Annotated in this window: 21 protein-coding genes and 1 pseudogene; 4 read left to right on the top strand and 18 right to left on the bottom strand. The window is 70.9% G+C overall.

Going from position 1 to position 22,058, the window contains the following annotated elements:
- Nucleotides 1–200: 200 nt before the first annotated feature.
- The 6 genes from BMX97_RS07490 to BMX97_RS07465 all read right to left on the bottom strand — a co-directional run bounded on the left by BMX97_RS07490 (nt 201) and on the right by BMX97_RS07465 (nt 5,484).
- Complete coding sequence (locus BMX97_RS07490; RefSeq protein WP_091747506.1) at nt 201–1,211, bottom strand: zinc-binding alcohol dehydrogenase family protein; 1,011 nt, start codon at nt 1,209–1,211, stop codon at nt 201–203.
- Between the two features lie 258 nt (nt 1,212–1,469).
- Entirely contained in the window at nt 1,470–2,252 is a 783-nt protein-coding gene (locus tag BMX97_RS07485; protein ID WP_091747503.1) for a transporter substrate-binding domain-containing protein, read from the bottom strand.
- Nucleotides 2,253–2,272: 20 nt separating this feature from the next.
- Nucleotides 2,273–3,001 (bottom strand): amino acid ABC transporter ATP-binding protein, encoded by a 729-nt coding sequence (locus BMX97_RS07480; protein ID WP_091747500.1) that lies wholly within the window; start codon nt 2,999–3,001, stop codon nt 2,273–2,275.
- On the bottom strand, nt 2,985–3,638 hold the full coding sequence (locus BMX97_RS07475; RefSeq protein WP_091747495.1) for an amino acid ABC transporter permease: 654 nt from the start codon (nt 3,636–3,638) through the stop codon (nt 2,985–2,987). The genes BMX97_RS07480 and BMX97_RS07475 overlap by 17 nt, the downstream gene beginning before the upstream one ends.
- A 14-nt stretch (nt 3,639–3,652) precedes the next feature.
- The gene (locus tag BMX97_RS07470; protein WP_091747491.1) at nt 3,653–4,336 is read right to left on the bottom strand and encodes an amino acid ABC transporter permease; all 684 of its coding nucleotides are present in this window, start codon (nt 4,334–4,336) and stop codon (nt 3,653–3,655) included.
- The gene (locus BMX97_RS07465; RefSeq protein WP_091747488.1) at nt 4,333–5,484 is read right to left on the bottom strand and encodes a mannitol dehydrogenase family protein; all 1,152 of its coding nucleotides are present in this window, start codon (nt 5,482–5,484) and stop codon (nt 4,333–4,335) included. Before BMX97_RS07465 ends, BMX97_RS07470 begins: the two co-directional genes overlap by 4 nt.
- A 201-nt stretch (nt 5,485–5,685) precedes the next feature.
- On the opposite strand from BMX97_RS07465, the pseudogene BMX97_RS07460 reads away from it, so the two are divergent.
- A pseudogene (locus BMX97_RS07460) lies at nt 5,686–6,567 on the top strand (GntR family transcriptional regulator); the annotation flags it as partial.
- Between the two features lie 657 nt (nt 6,568–7,224).
- The gene (locus BMX97_RS07455) at nt 7,225–8,754 is read left to right on the top strand and encodes a TolC family protein (RefSeq protein ID WP_143074570.1); all 1,530 of its coding nucleotides are present in this window, start codon (nt 7,225–7,227) and stop codon (nt 8,752–8,754) included.
- 207 nt (nt 8,755–8,961) lie between these two features.
- On the opposite strand, the gene BMX97_RS07450 is transcribed toward BMX97_RS07455, so the two are convergent.
- The 8 genes from BMX97_RS07450 to rocF all read right to left on the bottom strand — a co-directional run bounded on the left by BMX97_RS07450 (nt 8,962) and on the right by rocF (nt 16,466).
- Nucleotides 8,962–11,112 carry a peptidase domain-containing ABC transporter gene (locus BMX97_RS07450; protein ID WP_091747483.1) on the bottom strand — a complete coding sequence of 717 codons (2,151 nt, stop codon included), beginning with the start codon at nt 11,110–11,112 and terminating at the stop codon, nt 8,962–8,964.
- Nucleotides 11,113–11,130: 18 nt separating this feature from the next.
- Nucleotides 11,131–12,408, bottom strand: a complete 1,278-nt coding sequence (locus BMX97_RS07445; protein ID WP_091747480.1) for an HlyD family secretion protein — start codon at nt 12,406–12,408, stop codon at nt 11,131–11,133.
- A gap of 21 nt (nt 12,409–12,429) precedes the next feature.
- Entirely contained in the window at nt 12,430–13,386 is a 957-nt protein-coding gene (locus tag BMX97_RS07440; RefSeq protein ID WP_091747477.1) for an LpxL/LpxP family acyltransferase, read from the bottom strand.
- 55 nt (nt 13,387–13,441) lie between these two features.
- Complete coding sequence (locus BMX97_RS32705; protein ID WP_175539893.1) at nt 13,442–13,588, bottom strand: hypothetical protein; 147 nt, start codon at nt 13,586–13,588, stop codon at nt 13,442–13,444.
- Between the two features lie 82 nt (nt 13,589–13,670).
- Nucleotides 13,671–13,817 (bottom strand): hypothetical protein, encoded by a 147-nt coding sequence (locus BMX97_RS32700; protein WP_175539893.1) that lies wholly within the window; start codon nt 13,815–13,817, stop codon nt 13,671–13,673.
- An 86-nt stretch (nt 13,818–13,903) separates the two neighbouring features.
- The gene (locus BMX97_RS32695) at nt 13,904–14,047 is read right to left on the bottom strand and encodes a hypothetical protein (protein ID WP_167543931.1); all 144 of its coding nucleotides are present in this window, start codon (nt 14,045–14,047) and stop codon (nt 13,904–13,906) included.
- Between the two features lie 433 nt (nt 14,048–14,480).
- Nucleotides 14,481–15,533 (bottom strand): ornithine cyclodeaminase, encoded by a 1,053-nt coding sequence (locus BMX97_RS07435; RefSeq protein WP_091747474.1) that lies wholly within the window; start codon nt 15,531–15,533, stop codon nt 14,481–14,483.
- Nucleotides 15,534–16,466, bottom strand: coding sequence for an arginase (gene rocF / locus BMX97_RS07430; protein WP_210187623.1), 933 nt, complete (start codon nt 16,464–16,466; stop codon nt 15,534–15,536).
- Nucleotides 16,467–16,606: 140 nt separating this feature from the next.
- Between rocF and BMX97_RS07425 the strand changes: the two genes are divergently transcribed.
- Complete coding sequence (locus BMX97_RS07425) at nt 16,607–17,044, top strand: Lrp/AsnC family transcriptional regulator (RefSeq protein WP_091747468.1); 438 nt, start codon at nt 16,607–16,609, stop codon at nt 17,042–17,044.
- A gap of 115 nt (nt 17,045–17,159) precedes the next feature.
- Here the strand turns inward: BMX97_RS07425 and BMX97_RS07420 are convergent, their stop codons facing one another.
- From BMX97_RS07420 to ndk, 3 genes are all read right to left on the bottom strand, one after another.
- Nucleotides 17,160–17,516, bottom strand: coding sequence for a hypothetical protein (locus BMX97_RS07420; RefSeq protein WP_091747465.1), 357 nt, complete (start codon nt 17,514–17,516; stop codon nt 17,160–17,162).
- A gap of 114 nt (nt 17,517–17,630) precedes the next feature.
- A complete protein-coding gene (locus BMX97_RS07415; RefSeq protein WP_091747463.1) occupies nt 17,631–19,721 on the bottom strand; it encodes a molybdopterin-dependent oxidoreductase in 2,091 nt (696 codons plus the stop codon).
- 84 nt (nt 19,722–19,805) lie between these two features.
- Complete coding sequence (gene ndk, locus BMX97_RS07410; RefSeq protein WP_048429253.1) at nt 19,806–20,228, bottom strand: nucleoside-diphosphate kinase; 423 nt, start codon at nt 20,226–20,228, stop codon at nt 19,806–19,808.
- Nucleotides 20,229–20,596: 368 nt separating this feature from the next.
- On the opposite strand from ndk, the gene BMX97_RS07405 reads away from it, so the two are divergent.
- Nucleotides 20,597–21,100 carry a DUF2147 domain-containing protein gene (locus BMX97_RS07405; RefSeq protein WP_091747460.1) on the top strand — a complete coding sequence of 168 codons (504 nt, stop codon included), beginning with the start codon at nt 20,597–20,599 and terminating at the stop codon, nt 21,098–21,100.
- Between the two features lie 28 nt (nt 21,101–21,128).
- On the opposite strand, the gene BMX97_RS07400 is transcribed toward BMX97_RS07405, so the two are convergent.
- Entirely contained in the window at nt 21,129–21,806 is a 678-nt protein-coding gene (locus BMX97_RS07400) for a glutathione S-transferase family protein (protein ID WP_091747457.1), read from the bottom strand.
- Between the last annotated feature and the right edge of the window lie 252 nt (nt 21,807–22,058).

The following is a 22,058-nucleotide window of genomic DNA, read 5'->3' as shown; positions in this document are numbered from 1 at the left end:
GACGAGCCGGAGGGCGGTGAGCGCCAGCATCCATCCTGAGGTGTTGGCGATCGCAGATCGCGCTCCATCGAAGAGGGCCTGACCTCGAAGAAGGGCTCCAGGGAACGCAGCGGCATCTGGATCCCTCCTCCGAGGCTGCTTTGCAGCACCTCAAGATGAGGTCGAGCGAGGGAGGAAAAATCCCCTCCGGCGCAGGTTGGTCAGAGTTCCAGGATCGCCTTGATCACCCCCGCCTCCGGCCGCAGCCAGTCGCGAAAGAGCTCGGGCCCGTCTGCCAGCGCGCCGCGATGGGTGCGGAGCGCCCGGGTCGGCACGCGGCCGGCCTGCATCTGGCGCACGACCTCGGCGAAGTCGTCCGGTTGGGCGTTGCGGCTGGCGAACAGCGTGGTCTCGCGCTTGTGGAACTCGGGGTCCGAGAACACGATGTCGTCGCGCACCACGCTCACCAGCACGTAGCGCCCGCCATGGCCGACGAAGCCGAAGCCGCGCTGCATCGCGGCGCGGTTGCCGGTGCAGTCGATCACGCAATCGTAGTAGTCGCCGGAGGTGGCGGCGCCCGCCGCCGCCTCGGCCTCGTCGTCGGCGCGCAGCAGCGCGTCGGCGCCGAGCGCGTCCTGCGTGAAAGCCAGCCGGTCCTCGCGCAGGTCCATGACGGTGACGTGGGCGCCCCGCGCCTTGGCGAAGATCACCGCCGACATGCCGATCGGGCCGGAGCCGACCACCAGCACGCGGTCCTCGGCTCCGATGCCGCCGCGCTTCACGCCGTGGGCGCCGATCGCCAGGAACTCGATCATCGCGGCGTCGTCGAGCGGGGTGTCGCCCACCGGCACCACGTTCCGCGCCGGTACGCTGATCAGCTCGGCCATGCCGCCGTCGCAATGGACGCCGAGCACGGAGATGTTCTGGCAGGCGTTGGTCACGCCCTTGCGGCAGGCGACGCAGTGACCGCAGGACAGGTACGGCACGATGTAGCAGTTCTGGCCCGCCTCGAGCCCGCTGCCGGCCGGCGCCCGCTCGATCGTGCCGGAGAGCTCGTGCCCCATCACCCGCGGATATTGCAGGAACGGGTGCTTGCCCTGGTAGATGTGGAAATCCGTGCCGCAGATGCCGACCCGGCGGATGCGCACCAGCGCCTCGCCCTCGGCCGGCACCGGCTCCGGCCGTTCGGTCAGCCGCAGCCGGCCCGGCTCGTCGCAGAGGAGCACCTTCATGGGATCAAGTCTTTCAGGAGGATCGATCGAGAGAGGGGTGGTGGTGAGAAGATGAAGCGCGGGCCTTCCCCTCCCCCCTCTGCGGGGGAGGGTGGCGAGCGGAGCGAGCCGGGAGAGGGGAACCACGCTTCCGGAGATGGCCGAACCGTTGTGAAGGGCGCCAGCTGAAGCAGCGTCGCGCTGCCCCTCTCCCACCCGGCTCCGCCGGGTACCCTCCCCCGCAGAGGGGGGAGGGAAAAAGGCTGCGCCTTATCCTGACTACGCCAGCATCTCGGGCGGCAGGTCGCTGCCGTGATACGTCTTGTAGATCGTGTTGAGCTTGCCGTTGCGCAGGTTCTTGCGCACCCACTCGTTGAGCGTCACCTGAAGCTTGGTCTCACCCTTGCGGATGCCGATCGCGTACGGGAACGTCCGCATCACGATCTTGGTCTCGAACGGCGCCGGGGGCTTGCGGGCGTTGGCGGTGTTCATCACCTGCGGCGAGGTCGCCACCATGTCGACCTGGCCCGAGACCATCGCGGTGATCAGCGTGGCGTCGTCGTCGTAGCGCACCATCTGGGCGCCCTGGGCGCGCGCGGTCGCCTCCTTGTCGTTGGTGCTGCCGCGGGTGGTGCCGAGGCGCTTGCCGACGACGGCCGCGTAGTCCTTGACCTCGCGGTCCTTCGGCCCGGCGATCACTGCCTGGATCACCCCGTAGGGGTCCGAGAAGTCGATGACCTTCTGGCGCTCCTCGTTCACGCTGAACGAGGCGATGACCATGTCGGCCTTGCCGGTGAGCAGGAACGGCACCCGGTTCGGGCTCGTGACCTGCACGATCTCGAGCGGCAGCTCCCAGTCGGCGGCAAGCAGCCGCGCGGTCTCGACGTCCGAGCCGGTCGGCTGCATCGCGGCATCGGTCATGCCGAAGGGCGGCGAGCCGAGATCGAGGGCCACGAGCAGCTTCTTGCGGCTCTTGATCGTGTCGAGCGTGTCGGCGAGGGCCGGCATCGCCAGGGTGGAGGCGGCCGCGAGGCCGCCGGCCAGGAAGGTCCTGCGCTTCATCCCCGTATCTCCTTCTGATGTCACAATCCGCTGCCGACGAAGTCGCGCAGCTCGGGCGTGCGTGGGGTGTCGAGGTCGCGGCCGGCCAGGGTCTCCCAGACCCGGCCCTGGCGCATGTAGATGACGGTGCCGGCGACCCGACGGGCAAAGCCCATCTCGTGGGTGACCAGGATCATGGTCATGCCGCCGCGGGCGAGATCCTCCATGACGCGCAGCACTTCCGAGGTCAGCTGCGGGTCCAGCGCCGAGGTGACCTCGTCGAACAGCATCACCTGCGGCTGCATGGCGAGGGAGCGGGCGATGGCGACGCGCTGCTGCTGCCCGCCCGACAGCTGCTCGGGATAGTGCTCGGCCTTCTCGGCGAGGCCGACCCGGGTCAGGCAGTCCATGGCGAGCTCGCGGGCTTGCCCGCGCCTGATCCCCTTCACGCAGGTCGGCGCCAGCATGATGTTCTGGAGCGCGGTGAGGTGCGGGAAGAGGTTGTAGCTCTGGAAGACGATGCCGACGGAGAGCCGCAGGGCCCGCTTGTCGAGGGCGGGCGAATGGATCGCGTGGCCGCAGACCTCGATCGCGCCCTCCTCGATCGTCTCGAGCGCGTTGATGCAGCGGAGCGCGGTGGACTTGCCGGAGCCGGACTGGCCGATCAGCGCCACCACCTCGCCGCGGCCGACCTCGAACGAGACGCCGTCCAGCACCTTCAGCGGGCCGAAGCTCTTGTGGACGTTGGCAAGCTTAACGACGGCCGACATTGAGCCTCCTCTCCAGCCCGCGGCTCCAGGCCGACAGCGGATAGCAGATGGCGAAGTAGAACAGCGCCACGGTCACGAAGATGATGAAGGGCTGGAAGATCGAGTTGTTGATGAGCTTGCCGGCCTGCGACAATTCCACGAAGCCGACCACCGAGGCGAGCGAGGTGTTCTTGATGATCTGGACCAGGAAGCCGACCGTCGGCGCGGTGGCGAGCCGCATGGCCTGCGGCAGCACGACCCGGGTGAGCCGCTGCCAGGGCGACAGGGCCAGGCACTCGGCCGCCTCCCACTGGGTCCTCGGCACCGCCTCGATGCAGCCGCGCCAGATCTCGCCGAGGAAGCCCGAGGCGTAGATAGTGAGCCCGGCGCCCGCCGCGATCAGCGCCGGCAACTGGTCGAAGCCCGCGATGGCGAGGCCGAAATAGATCATGAACAGGAGGATCAGGAGCGGCGTGCCCTGGACCACCTGCACGTAGGCCGAGGCGAGCCCGCGCACGAACCGGTTCGGCGAGATGCGCGCGAGCGCCACGCCGAAGCCGAGGAGGCCGCCGCCGATGAAGGCGATGGCCGAGAGCGCCAGGGTCCAGCCGGCGGCGGTGAGCAGGAACCAGAGGTGCTGGGGTCCGAAAGTGGGCATCGCTCCCCTCCCCGCTAAAGCGCCGTGCCGAGCTTGCGCCGGCGGGTGAAGACGAGGAGGCCGAAGCCCCAGAAGGCCCAGCGCACGACGAACGACAGGGCGAGGTAGACGAGGCCGACGACGATGTAGGTCTCGAAGCTGCGGAAGGTGTCGGACTGGATGCGGTTCGCCACCGCCGTCAGCTCCTCGGCCGAGATCTGCGAGCAGATGGAAGAGGCGAGCATCAGCAGCACGTACTGGCTGACGAGCGCCGGGTAGACCCGCTCGATCGCCGGGCGCAGGACCACGTACCAGTAGATCTGGCGGCGGTTGAGCCCCAGGCACTCCCCGGCCTCGATTTGCGCCTTGTGGATGCTTTCGATCCCGGCGCGCATGATCTCGCAGGTATAGGCGACCACATTGACGACGAGCGCCAGCACCGCCGCGACGTTGGCGTCGACCCGGATCCCGAGCACCGCGATGCCGAAATAGACCAGGAAGATCTGCACCAGCAGCGGCGTATTGCGGATCACCTCGACATAGGCGCCGACGAGGCGCTTGAGCCAGGGCGGCCCGTCGGCCCGGGCGATGGCGCAGAGCGCGCCGCCGACGAAGCCGAGCACGGTGGCGACGCCCGAGAGCTGCAGCGTCAGCCAGACGCCGGCCGCGAACTCGCGCCAGTACGGCAGCAGGGCGGCGAAATCGAACTGGTAGGTCATGCCGCGGGCGGGGCCGGGTAGGCGGCGGCGAGCGCCCGGAGCACCGGCGCCGGTAGCGCGGCGCCGGTCTCCGCGACCCAGGCCAGGAAGGCGTCGACCCGGCGCTCGACCTTCTGGACGTGGTTCTGGGCGATGTCGGCGATGCGGTGGTTCAGGTACGGGTTGAGGAAGCGGTCGAGGGTGGCCGCCACGTAGTCGCGGGCCTGCGCCTCCATCCCGCGGGCGGAGAATCCCGGCACCACCTCGTCGCGGTAGAGCGCGTCGAGCCGCGCCCGCACCGCCGGATCGGCCAGGATCTCCCGCACGGTCTCGTCCGCCGGGCGGCCCTCGCGCTGCCAGATCTCGGCCAGGAAGGTGTGGCCGAGATTGAGGATGTGGATCTTCAGCCGCTCGTAGGGTTCGAGGTCGTCGGCGAGCACGATGCACGGGTGCTCGCACGGCACGGTCAGCCCCGGCCGGCGCTCGATCGCCCAGATGGCGTAGGGCTCGGCGACGGCGCCGACCGGCTCGATCGGCTCGGAGACGATGCGGTCGACCAGCGTGTCGGTGAAGGTCGCGCCCTCGCGCAGCCAGGCGGAAAAGGCCTCCGGCAGGCCGGCCTCGGCGGCGAGGTCGAGCACCAGGCCCTGCAGCACCCGGCCGTTGCGGTGGACCAGCTCGCAGGGCAGCACCGTGAGCGGGCGCCCGCCCGCCTGCCAGCGGCGATGGAGGAGCTGGGCGAGCTTGCCCGGGAACGAGGCCGGCGGATGCGCGTCCAGCCAGCCGGTGCCGCGGTCGGACTCGGGGATCGCGTAGCCGGTATCGCCGGTATTCGAGAGGAGGATGTCGGCCTCCTCGACGACGAGGGCGGTCACGGCGTCCCAGTCGGTCGCGGCCGACAGGCCGCGGTCGATGCTGGTGACGGTGATCCGCCGCTCGACCGGGGCGCCGTCCGCGATGCCGCGGACGATCACCGGGTAGCCGCCGGGAGATCCGAAGGCGGCGACGCGCCCGGCCCGGGCGGCGCTGCCCGAGGTCTGCACCACGGTCACCGGCCCGGCCTCCTGGCCCGCCGCGCGCGCCTCGTGGATGAACAGGTCGGCATGGGCCTGCAGGAAGCGGCTGGTCCCGAACTGGACCACGCGCCGGGTCGGGCGGGCGGCACTCATGCGCGCGGGACCGCGCAGGCGGAGATGCTGCCGAACTGGGCCAAGGGCGTGTCCTCACCGGGTGGTCTTATGTATTATCGTGCATAAAGGACCGACGATCAGGCGCTGTCAAACGGTTTTTTATGCGCAAAGATCCGGTCCGAGTGCCGATGGACGCGCTCGCGCGGCCGTGCTGCAGTGGCGGTCGTCGGGAGGGGTGGAATGCGGGCGAACACGGTCCACAAGCGGGCCTACAACCGGTGCCTGACGCTGCTGGCGGCCCGGCCGCCCGGGCCCTGGGGGGCCTCCGAGGCCGAGCTGTCCGGGGCGCTGGAGGTCAGCCGCACCACGGTGCGGGCGGTGCTGTCGGGGCTCGCGGCGGCCGGCCTCGTCGGGACCGAGGGCGGCCGGCGCCGCCTCCTGCGCCCTCCCGGTCCGGCCGACTACTTTCCCGATCTCGAGACCGAGACGGTGGCCGAGGCCGTCGAGCGCAAGTTCATGCAATGGGTGCTGCAGGGCGATTGCCGCCCGGGCCAGGCGGTCAACACCTCCGAGCTGGCGCGCCTGTTCGGCACCTCGACCACGGCGGTGCGGGAATACCTGACCCGGTTCAGCCAGGTCGGGCTCCTCAAGCGGCGCGAGAACAGCGGCTGGATCTTCGCCGGGGTGACGCCGGACTTCGCCGCCGAGATCTACGAGATCCGCGAGATGTTCGAGCTGCGCTCGGCCCGGCGCTTCGTCGAACTGGCGCCGGACGCCCCGGCCTGGGCCGAGCTCGACGCCATCGCGGGCGAACACCATGCGCTGCTGGCCGAGATCGACGGTCGCTACCGCGACTTCTCGCGCCTCGACGAGCGCCTGCACCGGCTGATCCACGACGCGTCGCGCAACCGGTTCATCCGCGACTTCTACGACGTGATCTCGATCATCTTCCACTACCACTACCAGTGGGACAAGTCGGACGAGAAGGAGCGCAACCGCGTCGCCCTGCTCGAGCACCTCGACTACATCGACGCGCTGCGCTCCCGCGACCTGCGGTTGATCGACCAGACCTGCCGGGCGCACCTGCGCACCGCCCGCGCGACGCTGCTGCGCTCGATCGCGGTCGGACCGCTCGGCGGTGTGCCGGCGCCGGGGGGCGAGCCGGAGGCCGACGAAGCGCATCCCTTCGCCGCGGAGTTGTCCGGCGAAAGGAATGGCGCTGGATTGTCCCCCTCTCCCCGCGGGCGGGGAGAGGGCTGATCCCCCGTCCAGGGGGAGCGGCAAGCCCGCGCAGCGAACCGTAGGTTCGCCGCGAGGGTGAAGGGGTATTTCCGGAGGGGCCTCACTCGTCGAGACCCCCTCACCCTCGCTCCGGCTGCGCCTGCGCTTGCCGACGACACGACAAGGTGTCGCCGGCCCTCTCCCCGCCCGCGGGGAGAGAGGAGAGCCCGCGCATTGTCCTTTCCCCGGACAGCCCTGCGGACGCCAGATGACAAGCCGCGAGCGCAGTTAGTGGCGAATTTTTCGACTATCGACCGATTTTTTACAAAAATTACTTGCAATCATCATTCGTTTTTAAATGCGTATGGCATCATTGTACTCAGATCGGAAGCGGTCCATCCCGATGAATTCGTTATTGTTGTCCTGCGCAGCCGCGGCCCGTAAGTCTCGGCACTTGGGGGTAAGGCTTCATTTACCCTGTTGCGCGAAGAAGAAAGCAACCGCGCGAAGGACGGTCGCCGAGCCTGGTTCCCGGTTCCACTCACTGTCGGAGATCAGATGCCGGTGCGGCGCGCGAGGGTTGAGAGGCTGGCTTGCATCCTCGCGATCCTGGCGGGCTCACCCGGTGCTGCCCGGGGGCAAAGCCTGGAGGAAGCCTCCGCCGCCGCACTCGAATCGAGCTTCGTGCTGCGGGCCGAGCGCGCCCGCCAGGATGGGGCTGAGGAGCGGCTGCGCGGCGCCATCGACGCCTTCATGCCGAGCGTGGCCTTCACCGCCGACCGCCCCTTGCGCAGCCGCATCACCTACGCGCCCGACGCCGCCCCGCCGGTGGTCGGGCTCGACGCGACGCCCCGGCGCGCGCCGAGCGTCGTCGGCATCTCCGCCAGCCTGCCGCTCTTCGACGGGTTCCGGCGCTGGCACGGCTTCCAGTCGGCCCGCACGCTGGCCGAATCGGGCCGGATGCTGCTGATCGGCCGGCGCCAGCAGGTGCTGCTCGACACCGCGCTGGCCTACATCGCGGTCCTGCGCGACACCCGCATCCTCGCCGCCCGCGAGGCGCAGCTCGCCGCGATCCAGCGCATCGCCGCCTTCACCGACAAGCAGTTCGAGCTCAACGACGCCACCCGCACCGACACGGCGCTCGCCCGTTCGCGGGTGCAGGAGGCCGAGGCCCTGCGCCTGCGCGCCCAGGCCGACCTCACCGCCTCGCGGCTCGACTTCACCCGCCTGACCCGGATGGCGCCGGAGCGGATGCGCCCGCCGCGCCTGCCCGACGGGCTGCCGCGCAGCGCCGACGCCTTCGCCGATCTGGTGCGCAGGGCCAATCCCGACATCGCGGCCTTCCAGCTCGAGGCCGAGGCCGCGGGCTACCAGGCCAAGGCGGCGGTCGCCGACCTCCTGCCCAAGGTCAACCTGCAATTCTCGAAGGTCGCGCAGCTCGGCTACAGCCCGGTCCTCGACCGGATCACCGACACCACGACCCGGATCGTGGCGACCGTGCCGATCTACGAGCCCGGCACCCTGCCCCGCATCGGCGAGGCCTCGGCCTTCGCCCGCCAGCGCGGCTACGAGGCGCAGGACAAGGAACTCGCGACCCTCACCTCGGCCCGCATCGCCTTCGCGCGCCGCCAGGCCACCGCCGAGCAGTACACGCAGCTGGTGGCCCGGATCCGCGAGTTGCGCGAGACGATGCGGGGTTTCGGGGTCGAGCGGGCGGCAGGGTTTCGCACGGTGCTCGACGAGCTGAATATCCGCGGCGAGCTCGCCAATGCCGAGGTGGCGGCCGAGATCGTCTTGAACGAGCGCGACGGCCAGTCGCTGCAACTCGCCGCGGCCGCCGCCCTCCTCGACGCCGCCCCGGGCGGACCGGGCGGGCGCTTCGACTCCCTCGCGCCCCCGCCGCTGCCGGCCCTGCGCCGCTCCTTCGCCTCCCTGCCGGCCGAGCCGCCGCCCGCCGAGGCGCGGCCCGCCCTGCGCAGCGGCGTGGCGCCGGAGCCGGGCGTCAGGCCGCGCCGGGCGGCGATCCCGGCCTTGCCGCTCCCGGAGCCGGCTCTGCGGGTCTCGCTGGCGGACGCGGAGGCCCGCTGAGGGCCGGCCTGTCTCGGTCCGGGGTTATCGTCCGCTCGCGAACTTCGGTCTTCGAGGTCGGACCGGCTCCGTGGGGCGCTCACGGTCCCGACGCCGGTGCATGCCGACACGCCAGTGTCGCGTCAGGGCTCGCCCCCTTTCCCGGATCTCGCCCTTTCGAACGCATCCGTTCGAAGGTGCGGCAGCGTACGGCGCCGGACCGTCCTCTCACGCCGCCTCCGTCACCGGCCCGGGCTTGGCCGGCGGGCGCGGGTCCTCGGTCAGGCGCCCGTTCTCGATGCGAAACACCCGGTCGACCTGATCGAGCAGGCGCTCGGAGTGGGTGATGAACACCTTGGCGGCCTTCACGCCCTTCAGGCTCTCGACGAGGGCGACTTCCGTTGCCGGATCGAGGTTCGCCGTCACCTCGTCGAGGAGCAGCAGCCGCGGCCGGCGGCAGAGGGCGCGGGCGAGGAGCAGACGCCGGCGCTGCCCGGTGGAGAGCACGCTGCCCTCCTCCGAGACGTGGGTGGCGTAGCCCTGCGGCAGCCGCTCGACCTCGTCGCGCAAGCTGACCCGGACGAGCGCCGCCTCCATCTCGGCGTGGGACACGGCGGGGTCGAACAGCGACAGGTTGTCGGCGACGGTGCCGGCAAAGAGCCCGTCATCGGCGAAGACGACGCCGAGATTGGCCCGGTACTCGCGCTTGCCGAACTGGCCGAGCGCGACGCCGTCCACCGTGACCGAGCCGGAGGCCGGCTCGGTGAGGCTTGCCAGCACCCGCATCAAGGACGACTTGCCCGAGCCCGAGGCGCCGACGATCGCGATGGTCTCGCAGCGGCCGACGTCGATCGCAAGCGAGGCGCCGGTCAGGATCGGCTCGTCGCCGCGGCCGAACTGGATCGTCACGTCCTCGATCCGGATCTCCTTGCGGATCGCCCGGTGGAAGGTCGCCTCGTGCAAGCCCTCCTCGGGCGCCTGCCCGATCACGTCGTCGAGGCGGGCGACGTGGACCTTGAGGGCGGCGAGCTGCAGCAGGCTCGAGGTCAGGTGGTTGACCCGGTCGAAGAAGTCGGTGCGCAGCGCGATGAAGGCGTAGAGCGTGCCGATCGTGAGCGTGTTCTTGATGACCCCGGTGATGCCGAGATAGAGTGTCGTCACGGTGCTGACCGCGATGACCGCGTGCATCAGGAACTCGGCGTCGAGCCCGGCCTTCTTCGCGCGGAAGTCGAGGTTGGCGAAGCGCGCGAAGCTCTCGAACCAGTTCATGGCGAAGAGCTCGGTGCTGTTGTGCGCCTTCAGGCTGCCGATGCGCTGCAGGCCGTCGATCAGACTCGCCTGCTCCTGCGAGCGCGCCTCGAGCGAGCCCGCGGTGGCGCGGTCGAGCGTCGGGAAGGTGACGAAGCGCATCGCCAGCACCGCGGCGAGCGTCGCCAGCGTGATCGCCGCCATCGGAGCGGAGTAGTAGAACATCAGCCCAACGAGCAGGAACGACGTGCCGATATCGGCAAACGACGTCACGAGGCCGCCGACCAGGAAGTTGCGCACCGTGTCGATCGACTGGATCCGGGTGACGAAGTCGCCCGGATGGCGCAACTCGAAGTAGCTCAGCGGCAGCCTGAGCGCGTGGCCGACGACGTTGCGGGTGAACTGGAGCTGCAGCAGCGTCGAGGCGCGAAGCGCGATGTAGCCGCGCAGCCACTGCCCGAACGCCTCGAACAGCATCATCAGGATCAGGCCGGCGGCCAGCATCTGCATCAGGTCGAGGTCGACCTGCGGAATCACCACGTCGAGGGCGATCTGGAGTAGCACCGGGGTGGTGAGGCCGAGGAGCGAGATCGCCACCGAGACCAGCGTGATCTGCCACACCGTGCCGCCGAGGCCCCGGGTGGTGCGCAGGATGTCGAGCAGCTTGAGCCGGTCGCCGGCCTTGATGGCGCGGAAGTCCATCCGGGGCGCGAATTCGAGCACGATCCCGGCGAAGAACCGCTCCATGTCGGCCCGCTCGTAGATCCGCAGGCCGAATTCCGGATCGTGGACGTGGTAGCGCCCGCGCGCCACCTTCTCCAGAACCACGAAGTGGTTGCCGCGCCAGTGCAGGATCGCCGGCAGGGCCACCTGCTCCAGCTCGGCCACCCCGTCGAGGGCGTAGCCGCTGGCGTCGAGGTCGAGGCTGTCGGCGAGCGTGACGATGCTGGCGAGCGTCATGCCGCGGCGCGAGAGCGGGAAGAGCGCGCGCAGGTAGGCGAGGTCGATGTCGTGGCGGTGAAAGTTCGCCACCATCGCGAGCGCCGCGAGCCCGCACTCGTTGGCCTCGTTCTGGAGGATCGAGCGCACCCGCCGGCGCGGGCTGAGCACGCGCGTGAGCCAGTCGGTCATCGGATCATCCTCTCGCGCTCACCCACGCCCGCGCATCGCCCGGATCGGATCGAGCATCCAGTCGATCAGCCGGCGGCGCTCGACCACGATGTCGGCCGACAGCGTCGAGCCGATGCGGATCGGCTCGTCGGTCCCATAGGCCCGCATGGTGCGCGACTCGGGCCGCACCTCGACCCGGTAGACGGATTGGCGCGCCGCGGCGGCCGCCGCGTCGCCGCTGCCGTCGTCGGCGGAGGCCAGCATCGGGTTGCGCAGCGGCGTGCCGGAGATCACCGCGATCGCGCCCTTGGCGATGCCGAAGGTCTTGAACGGGAAGGCGTCGTATTTCAGCACCACCTCCTGGCCGACCTTGGCGAGCCCGATGGCGCGGGCCGGCACCTCGAGCACGACCAGCGGATCGGCCCTTGTGTCGCCGAGGATCGCCACCACCTGGTCGGCGGTGACCGAATCGCCGGGCTGGACGTAGAGGCCCGCGACCTCTCCGTCGGTGGGCGCCACCACGTCGATGCGCGACTGGGCGCCGAGCGCGGTGATCTGCGCCTCGATGGCGCTCAATTCGTTGCGGGTGGTGGCGAGCTGGGCCGCCTTCTCGGTGTCGCCGGTGCGTTGCGCGCGCAGGCGCTCGGAGGTGCTCTGGCGCAGCTCGGCCCGGCGGGCGCGCAGTTCGGCGATCTGGCGGGCGTAGTCGAGGGCGGCGCGGCGCTGGCCGTTGAGGGTCTCGCGGGTGGCGTAGCCCTGGCGCAGGTAGGCCTCGACGCGCGCGACCATCTCCTCCTGCTGGGCCAGGCCTTCCTTGAGCGTACGCTCCTGCTCGTCCAGGGCGCGCAGCACCGCCGTGACGTTGCGCTCGGTCTCGGCGCGGTCGCCGCGGGTCGAATCGAGGTAGACCGAGAGGCGCGCCTCCTCGGCGGCGAGGCCGGTCCGGCGCTCCTGCAGGCTGCGCAGCGTCGCCCCGACGGTCGAGACGCCCCCGGTCGTCTGCTCGCGCAGCTGGATCTGCATCAGGCGCGCGCCGCGCTTGACGGTGTCGCCCTGCTTGACGGCGATCTCGCGGACGATGCCGGCGGCCTGGGCGTCGAGGCGGGTGAGGCCCGACGCGGCCGAGACGTAGCCCCGCACCGCCTCCGACCGGGCGAGCCGGCCGAGGAAGAGGCTCGCCACGATCGCCACGATGATCGCGCCGAAGAACCACGCCATCCAGACGGCGCCGCGGTCGTGCTGGAGGTGGACGGTGCCGTTGATCCGCCGGCGCTGGAACGTGGCCTCCGCGGGGGGAGGCGCCGCGGGTTCGCTCATCGATCGTCCGCTCGCGAGGCTCTACGCCGCGAGGGTCTGCGGCGCCCCTCCGTCCTCCGGAGAGTTGTCCTGCACCGTCCCAGAAGATGGTAAATAATCGGCGAGCATCGGCCAGAGGTGCCACTGTTCCGGCCGGGCCGCGATCGCGGCCTGGAGGTGCCGGCGCATGATGTCGGCCACCGCCGCCCGCTCCTCGGGGGCGCTGCCGCGCACCTCGAAGGGCCGCCCGATGCCGACGGTGTCGCCGTCGTCGTCCATGGTGGTGGCGAGCGGCACCACGGTGGCGCCGGTGAGCCGCGCCAGGGTGTCGGTGCCGAAGGCGAAGCGGAAGGGGCGGCCGAACATCGGCATCTCGGCCGGCGCGCCGTAGGACGGGTCGAGGTCGCAGAAGACCACGATCACCGCGCCCTTCTGGGCGAAGCGGATCGCCGAGAGGAAGTCGCCCCGCTCGGTCACGTTCAGGAAGCGCACGTCGACGTCGATCTCGCGCAGGCGCTCGATGACCTGCGTCTCCATCACCATGTCGTCGCGCTGGCGCAGCACCAGCATCGGCCGGCCCGGGAAGTAGCGCACCATCAGGGCGGCGAGCCCCAGCACGTAGGCGCCCATGTGCAGGGGCGCGAGGATCACCGGCCGGCCGGAGGCGGCGACGCGCTCCATTACGGCGGGCTCGGCGACCGAGACGCGGGCGACGTCGCGCAGGATCGCGGCGACCGGGCGCCGGTGCAGCGCGCACCACTCGATCTCGGAGGCGACGTCGTGCCGGGCGGCCTCGCGCGAGAGGCGCAGGGCCTCGCGCCGCGGCAGGCGCAGGACGCTCTCGAAGGTGGCGGCGAAGCCGGCTTCGTCGGTCCGGCCCCGCAGGCGGGCGGCGAGGCCGCGCGCCGCCAGGACCGATCTCAGTACCCGCCGGCGCCAAGCCAGCGGCAGGCCGGCGAGGCGGGCGTAGGTCCAGGGGATGTGCGGGGCGGTGGTCATCGGATCCGTGTCTCCTCCTGCCGCCGCGCCCGCCCATCCCGGTCCGGGGCTGCCGTCAGCAGCCCTTCTTGGACTTGGTGCTGCCGCAGGTCGGAGCCGGCGGGCAGGCCGGGGCGCAGCCGACCGAGACGCCGACGCCGACGCAGATGCCGAGGGTGCCGCCGGCGACGGTGCCGAGGGTCTTGAGGTCGAGCTTCTTCATGATGTCTCTCCTGATGGTGTCGTGGTTGTGGAAAACGGCGTCGCCGGGGCGGTGGTCCGCTTCCCCGCGCGTCGGCGCGGCCTCAGCAGCCCTTCTTGGACTTGGTGCTGCCGCAGGTCGGGGCCGGCGGGCAGGCCGGGGCGCAGCCGACCGAGACGCCGACGCCGACGCAGATGCCGAGGGTGCCGCCGGCGACGGTGCCGAGGGTCTTGAGATCGAGCTTCTTCATGGTGTTCCTCCGAGGATCGTCGAACGCTGTCGTTGGAGCGGGGCCGGGCGGCGAGGCTGCTTCCGTCCCCCTGCGTGAGCGCGGGCTCAGCAGCCCTTCTTCGACTTGGTGCTGCCGCAGCTCGGGGGCGGGCAGACCGGGGCCGGCGGCGGGCAGGCCGGGGCGCAGACGGGGGCGCAGATCGTGCCGCCGGTGACGGTGCCGAGGGTCTTCAGGTCGAGCGTCTTCATCGGTGCCATCCTCAAGTCCGGGATTGCCGTCGCGTCCCGTTCGCAGTCTTGGGATGCCAGATGTGCCGAAACGTGTCGATAGACATGGCTGGATACTTGTGGAGCCGTTTACCAAAGCGGTTTTGGAAAGTGGACCGACTCCAATGCCTTACGTCCGCCGCTGCCCGACTGCGTAGGTAATCTCGCCGGGGAAGGCCTGTGCATGGAGGGCCGACGCGGCATTGGTGGAGGAGGGATCTGCTCTTGGCGGCCACCTGCGGAGGCGCGTTAACTACAAGGCCGGGACTTCGCGATACTGCCCTGCTGCGCGGCGGGTCAGGGGCTGCCCGCCGCGCCCGATACGTTGGCGCGCGACCGGCCGGCGGGCCACGGCCCGCGCGCCGCCCCGGCGAACAGTCGAGGACAGTATTCGCCGCTCCGCATACCGGCCGCGTCAGGCCGCGAGGCGCGGCGGACCCGCCCGCATCAGCATGCCGAACAGGTCGCGCGGGTCGTCCGGATCGGCCAGGAGGTCGAGGTCGTCGTAGAACGGCCGCTCGGCCAGCATGTCGCGCACGGTGCGTAGGGCGGAGAAATCCTCGATCGCGAAGCCGACCGAGTCGAACACCGTGATCTGGCGCGCGTCCCTGCGTCCGGGCATCTCCCCGGACAGGACCCGCCACAGCTCGGTCACCGGGTGGTCCGGGGCGAGCTGCTGGATCTCGCCCTCGATCCGGGTCTGGGGCTCGTACTCGACGAAGATCCCGGCCCGGCGCAGGATCTCCGGCGCCAGTTCGGTCTTGCCCGGGCAGTCGCCGCCGACGGCGTTGACGTGCACGCCCTCGCCGACGACGTTGTCGCCGAGGATCACGGCGTTGCGCTTGTCCGCCGTCACCGTGGTGACGATGTCGGCGCCCCGCACCGCCTCCTCCGTGCTGGCGCAGGCCGTGAGGTGGAAGCCGAACCGCGCGAGGTTGCGCCGGCACTTCTCGGTCGCCGCCGGGTCGATGTCGTGGAGGCGCAGCGTGTCGATCCCCATGAGCGCCCGGAAGGCCAGGGCCTGGAACTCGGCCTGGGCGCCGTTGCCGACCAGCGCCATGGTGCGCGAACCCGGCCGGGCGAGGTGCCGCGCGGCGAGCGCCGAGGTCGCGGCGGTGCGCAGCGCCGTGAGCAGCGTCATCTCGGTGACGAGCACCGGATAGCCGCTGCCGACATCGGCCAGGACCCCGAAGGCGGTGACGGTCTGGCGCCCGCCGGCGGCGTTCTTGGGATGGCCGTTGACGTACTTGAAGCCGTAGGTCGTGCCGTCGCTCGTCGGCATCAGCTCGATGACGCCGTCGGCGCTGTGGGCGGCGACCCGCGGGGTCTTGTGGAACGCCTCCCACCGCGAAAAGTCCCCGGCGATCGCCGCGGCGAGGCGGACCAGCATCGCCTCGATGCCGACCGCGTGGACGAGCCGCATCATGTTGTCGACGCTGACGAAGGGGACGATGTTGAGCGCGGCCATCTAGAAGCTCCGGGTCGGGCGGTCGAGGATGCGCCGGCCGAACAGGCTGGCGGCGAGGTCGGCCATCAGCAGGGCGGTGCGGCCGCGCTCGTCGAGGAAGGGGTTGAGCTCCACGAGGTCTAGGCTGCGCACCAGCCCGGAATCGTGCAGCAGCTCCATGATCAGGTGGGCCTCCCGGAAGGTGGCCCCGCCCGGCACCGTCGTGCCGACCCCCGGCGCGATGCCGGGATCGAGGAAATCGACGTCGAGGCTGACGTGGAGGAGACCCTCCGCCGCCGCGACGTCGCCCAGGAAGTCGCGCAACGGGGCGACGATCCCGGTCTCGTCGATGTCGCGCATGTCGTGCACCCGGGCGCCGCTGCCCGTCAGGGCGGCGCGCTCCGCCGGATCGACGCTGCGCAGGCCGACCATGCAGATCCGGGCCGGATCGAGGGCGGCTTGGAGCGGCGGGAAGTAGCCGGCAAAGCCCGGCCGCCCGGTGAGGTAGGCCAGCGGCACGCCGTGCAGGTTGCCGCTCGTCGTGGTGTCGAGGGTGTGCAGGTCGGCATGCGCGTCGAGCCAGAGCAAGAAGAGCGGGCGTCCCTCGGCCTGCGCCCTCAGCGCCATGCCCGCCACGGTGCCGGCCGAGAGGCTGTGGTCGCCGCCGAGGAAGATCGGCCGTGCCGCCTCGCTCGCCCGGAAGGCGGTCTCGGTCAGGGCCAGCGTCCAGCCCGCGGTCTCCGCGAGGTGGTGGATCGCGCGGTTGGGGTGCGCTGGCGCGTCGAAGGGCTTCGGGACGACCGTGCCGGCATCCTCGACCGGGAGGCCGAGATCGCGCAGCGCCCCCGGCAGGCCCGCCGCCCGGTAGGCGCTCGGCCCCATGTCGCAACCGAGCCGGTCGGTGCCCGACTGCACCGGTGCCCCGACGAGGACGCACCGTTCCGGATGTCCCATACCCACTGTCCCGCCTCCGTCCCGGACCATCGAACGACCTCGACGGTACCAAGGGGATGCGTCACTCCGAACACGGGAAACCGGTCGATTTTCCGGGCCGATCGCGCATTCTGGCAACCCACCTTGCGCAGAGTGGCGGAATGGACGATCTCGATCAGGCCCTCGTCACCCTGCTGCGGCACGATTGCCGGCGGCCGGTCTCGGAACTGGCGGTGCTGCTCAAGGTCTCGCGCGCCACGGTGCGGGCGCGGATCGACCGGCTCGAGCGCGCCGGCGAGATCATCGGCTACACGGTGGTCCTGCGGGCGGATGCCCAGCCGGCCCCGGTGCGGGCGATCACCCTGATCGCCGTCGAGGGGCGCCGGGCCGGCGACGTGATCGACGCGCTCAAGGGATTTGCCGAGATCACCTCGGTCCACACCACGGTCGGCCGCTGGGACATCATCGTGGAGGTGTCGGCCGGCAGCCTGCCGGAACTCGACGAGATGCTGCGCCGGGTGCGCCTGGTCCCGGGCGTCACCACCTCGGAGACCCACCTGCTGCTCGCGACGCCGCGCAGCGCGCGGGCGAGGCTGTAGTCGCCCGGGCTCGGGTCACACGACGGGCCGGACACGGAATCCGTCCTCCCGGGCTCCGCTGTCGCGGCCCCGGGGTGACGTGATGGCAGTCAATCGACGATCGGCGTCGTCCCGCTCAGACCGGGCGCTGCAGCTTGCAGGCGTCGATGGCGTTGAGCGCCTTGGCGCGGGCCGAATCGTTGAAGTAGCCGGTGGCCCGGTAGGCCTCGATCTCGGAGGCGTCGAGCGAGCGCAGGGTGGTCTTGGCGTAGCAGCCGCAGGGGCGCTCGAAGCCGGTCTCGGCGGTGTTCTGCAGCCGGGCCTGGACGACCGCGCAGGCGCGGCGCACCCGGCTCTCAAGGTCCGCCTTGGGCGCGGTGCGCAGGGCCGGATCCGGCTGGTAGGCCTCGAGCTGCGACGAGGACGCGCCGGCGAAAGCGGCGGTGGCACCGAGCGCGAGGAAGCCGGCGGCGAGGAGGGTGCGGAGACGCATGGGAGGGGAGGTCCGTTGGGCTGCTTGTCGTCAAGCTGGACCGTTGGACGCCGAAACTCCCCGCCCGCACAAGGGCGGGCGGGCCACACCGGGGCACGAAAAGCCGGGCGCGCGCTACTGCGGCAGGGGCGCGATCGCGACGTGGTTGTCGTGGAAGGCGGCGCCGCCGAAGGGGGCGGCCGCGTCCGCTCCCGTCAGGGTGTTGATGCCGCGCCCATCCGGATAGGCGTCGTTCGGCCAGATCGATTCGGCGATCAGCACGCCGCGGCGCAGGCCGGCAAACAGCGTCGCCCGTAGGGTGACGGCGCCGCGCTCGTTGGAGAGCCGCACCCAGGCCCCCTCCCCGATCCCGAGCGGGCCGGCATCCTCCGGATGGATCATCACCGTCGGATGGCGCTCCTTGGCGAGCGAGGTCGGGGTCTCGGTGAAGCTCGAATTGAGGAAGTTGCGCGCCGGGCTGGTGGCGAGGCGGAACGGGTGGTCGGGCGTGGCGGCCATCAGGGGCGCCTCCCAATGGTCGGGGAGCGGCGGCATCGCCGGCCCGCGCGGGCCGTCCTTGGCCACAGGCACGGAGCCCCAGTCCGGCTTGAAGCGGAAGCGCCGGTCGGGATAGGCGAAGCCGTCGAGGAAGTGGGCGCGCTCGTAAGCGGGTTGCACGTCGAGGAAGCCGTCTCCCTCCATCTCCGCCAGGCTGCCGCGGCGCGAGGCCTTGAGCGCCGCGTCGATCAATTCGCGCGGGCTCATGGAAAAGCCCGGATGCGCGGCGCCGAGCCGCTCGGCGAGGCCCACGATCACCTCGTGGTTCGAGCGGCACAGGGCCGGCGGGTCGATGCGCTTGAGGCCGAGCTGGATGTGCTGCTGGCCGCCGCCGGTATAGAGGTCGTCGTGCTCGAGGAACATCGTGGCGGGCAGGACGAGATCGGCCATCCGGGCGGTCTCGGTCATGAACTGCTCGTGGACGCAGACGAACAGGTCCTCGCGGGCAAAGCCCCGCTTCACCAGGTCCTGCTCGGGGGCGACCGAGACCGGGTTGGTGTTCTGGATCAGCATCGCGGTCACCGGCGGGCCGTGGCGCAGGGCTTCCGCGTCGCCGGTCAGCACGCGGCCGATCTGCGACTGGTCGAGCATGCGGGTGCCGGGCCGGACCGCGTCGAGCCCCTCGATCAGGCGCTTGTCGAGGCCGAACACGCCGCTGTTCGAATGGAAGGCGCCGCCGCCCCGATGCTGCCAGGCGCCCGTCACCGCCGGGATGCAGAGCGCGGCGTGCATGTTGGCGGCGCCGTTGCGGCTGCGGGCGAATCCGTAGCCGAGGCGGAAGAACGTGTTCTTCGTGGTCCCCACGAGGTGGGCGAAACGCTCGATCTCCTCCACCGTGAGGCCCGTGATCGCGGCGGCCCATGCGGGGTCGCGGGTCGCGAGGTGCGCCTCCAACTCGTCCGGGCAGTCGGTGTAGCGGGCCATGTAGTCGCGGTCGGCGAGACCATCGCGGAACAGGACGTGCATCACCGCGCAGGCGAGCGCCCCGTCGGTGCCCGGCCGCAGCAGGAGCGCGAGATCGGCCTGCTTCATGGTCGGGTTGTCGTAGATGTCGACCACGACCACCTTGGCGCCGCGGTTCTTGCGGGCGGCCTGGACGTGAGTCATCAGGTTGACCTGGGTGTGCACCGGGTTGGTGCCCCAGATCACCACACAGTCGCTCTCGGCGATCTCGCGCGGGTCGACCCCGCCGAGGCGGCCGGTGCCGGCGATGTAGCCCGACCAGGCGAGCGTGGTGCAGATGGTCGAGAACTGGCCCGAATAGCCCTTGGCGTGGCGCAGGCGGTTGATGCCGTCGCGCATCACCAGCCCCATCGTGCCGGCATAGTAGTAGGGCCAGACCGCCTCCGGCCCGTGCGCGGCCTCCGCCTTGCGGAATTCCTCCGCGACGCGGTCGAGCGCTTCGTCCCAGCCGATCGGCGCGAACGCGCCCGAGCCCTTCGGCCCGGTGCGGATCAGCGGCTGCGTCAGCCGGTCGGGATGGTGGATGCGCTCGGCGTAGCGGGCGACCTTGGCGCAGACGACGCCGGCCGTGTAGCTGTGGCGCGGGTTGCCGCGCACGCGGCCGATGGTCGAGCCGTCGATCACCTCGACCTCGAGGGCGCAGACCGACGGGCAGTCATGCGGGCAGGTGGAGGTCGTCCGCTCGATCCGAGGCTGCACCGTCACCGTGTCGCTCCCCCAATGAAAAAAGCCCCCGCCGCGGGGCGGCAGGGGCTCTGAACCTATCGGTGTTTCCCGGTCAGGGAAACCTTAGCCGACGATGTCCTTGTCGTCGAAGAACTGCTTGATCTCGATGCCGGCGTTCTCGAGGCTGTCGGAGCCGTGGACGGTGTTCTCGCCGACCGACTTCGCGAACTTCTGGCGGATGGTGCCCTCGGCGGCCTGGGCCGGATTGGTGGCGCCCATCACCTCACGGTACTTGGCGACGGCGTTCTCGCCCTCGAGCACCTGGACCACGACCGGGCCCGACGTCATGAACTCGACGAGCTCGCCGTAGAACGGACGCTCGGCGTGGACCTCGTAGAACTTCTTGGCCTGGGCGTCCGACATGCGGATGCGGCGCTGGGCGACGATGCGCAGGCCCGCCTCCTCGATCACGGCGTTGACCGCGCCGGTGAGGTTCCGGGCGGTGGCGTCGGGCTTCAGGATGGAGAAGGTGCGCTCGGTGGCCATGGGACGGTCCGTTCAGAAGAAAAGCGGTGGCGGGGGCGGTGGGAGGCCGCGCGGCACCGGACCCTGACGGTCCGGCGTGAGCCGGGCGCGAGCGCCCGCGCGCCGGGGCCATGCGGACGCCCGGCGCCGGGCTTATAGCCGCGGGCCCGGCGCCCCTCAAGCACGGAAGGTGACGCGGCGGCCCGCCGAGCCACCCATTGAGACCTTGCCGCAACGCGGCCGAAAAATCGCCCCAAAGCTCGTGCTTCCTGGCTTCGACGTGACCTTTCGGCCACGCTGCCCGGCTCGTCCGCGGCGGCGTCCCTCGCCCCTTCCGCCCCGCGCAGGCCCGTCCGGGCTGCCGTGGCGGACAGCCAGGAGCTTCCTGCATGCGCTCGATCCTGATCCCGACCCTCGCCGCCTCCCTGCTCTCGGCCGGCGTCACCGCCGCGGCCGCCGCCGGCGATCCGTCGGGCACCTGGCTCACCGAGGACGGCCGGGCCAAGATCAAGATCGAGAAGTGCGGCCCGGGTGCCGCCCATGCCTGCGGCAAGGTCGTGTGGCTGAAGACGCCGCTGAACGACCAGGGCCAGCCGCGCACCGACATCAAGAATCCCGACCCGAAGAAGCGCAGCCGCCCGGTGATCGGCCTCACGCTGATGGACGGGCTGAAGCCCGAGGACGGCGGCTACAAGGGCCAGATCTACAATGCCGAGGAAGGCAAGATCTACGACGTCTCGGTCAGCCGCGAGAGCGCCAGCGAGCTCGCGATCTCGGGTTGCATGCTGAAGATCCTGTGCGGCTCGCAGACCTGGACCAAGGCGCCCGAGGAATTCGCCCAGGTCGCCCCGGCGTCCGCCAAGGCGAAGCCGGCCACCAAGCCTGCCGAGTAATCAGCCCGCCGAGGGACAAGCCCGCGTCTCAGCCGCGGGGTCCGGTCCCCGGCGGCTCGTCGGCGTCCGGCTTGAGCCGGAACCCGCGCTGGACCGCCGGGCGGGCCTTCAGCCGCTCGATCCAGGCGGCGACGTTCGGAAAATCGGCGATGTCCTGGCCCTGGCGCTCCCACATCTTGGCCCAGGGCAGGATCGCGATGTCGGCGATGCTGTACGCCTCGCCGGCGACGTGGGCGTGGCGGCCGAGCTGGGCGTCGAGGGCGGCGTAGAGCTTCGTCGTCGCGGCCGTGAAGCGCTCGATCGCGTACGGGATCTTGTCCGAGGCGTAGATGCGGAAATGATGGGTCTGGCCCAGGGTCGGGCCGAAATTCGCCGCCTGCCAGGACAGCCAGATGTCGACCGCGATGCGGGCCCGTTCCTCGGCGGGGTAGAGGAGCCCGGTCTTGCGGCCGAGATACTGCAGGATCGCGTTCGATTCGAACACCGTGATCGGTGTGCCCCCGGGCCCGTCCGGATCGACGATGACCGGGATCTTGCCGAGCGGGGCCACCGCCAGGAACTCCGGGGCCGTCTGGGCGCCCTTGCCGATGTTGACCGGGATCATCCGGTACGGCAGGCCGCATTCCTCGAGCATGATCGAGGCTTTCCAGCCGTTCGGCGTCGTCCAGTAATAGAGGTCGATCGGCGGCGTCGTCACGGCCGACATGCGGCTGGTCCTTCTCGCACGGCGGGGACGGGTCGCGTCCGTCGCGCATCGGGCTTCCCCGTCAGGTAAACAGGGCCGGGCCTGCGCTGTACAGGGTGAAGGTTGTCTCAACCGGCGGTCATGCAGGGCTGTTTTCCCCGAAGGCCGATCGTCCGACCGGGCCGCTCCCGGGGCGCGCGACGGGCCGGCGCAACCGCCCTGCCCTCTTGCCCTTACGTCAGGTTGTGGCAGTCTCGGTTTCGCGGCGCGTCG

The organism is Methylobacterium sp. ap11 (assembly GCF_900110515.1).
GTDB classification, from domain to species: domain Bacteria; phylum Pseudomonadota; class Alphaproteobacteria; order Rhizobiales; family Beijerinckiaceae; genus Methylobacterium; species Methylobacterium ajmalii.
Note: the sequence above shows the minus strand (reverse complement) of the source record. Positions and strands in the feature narration are given on the sequence as shown.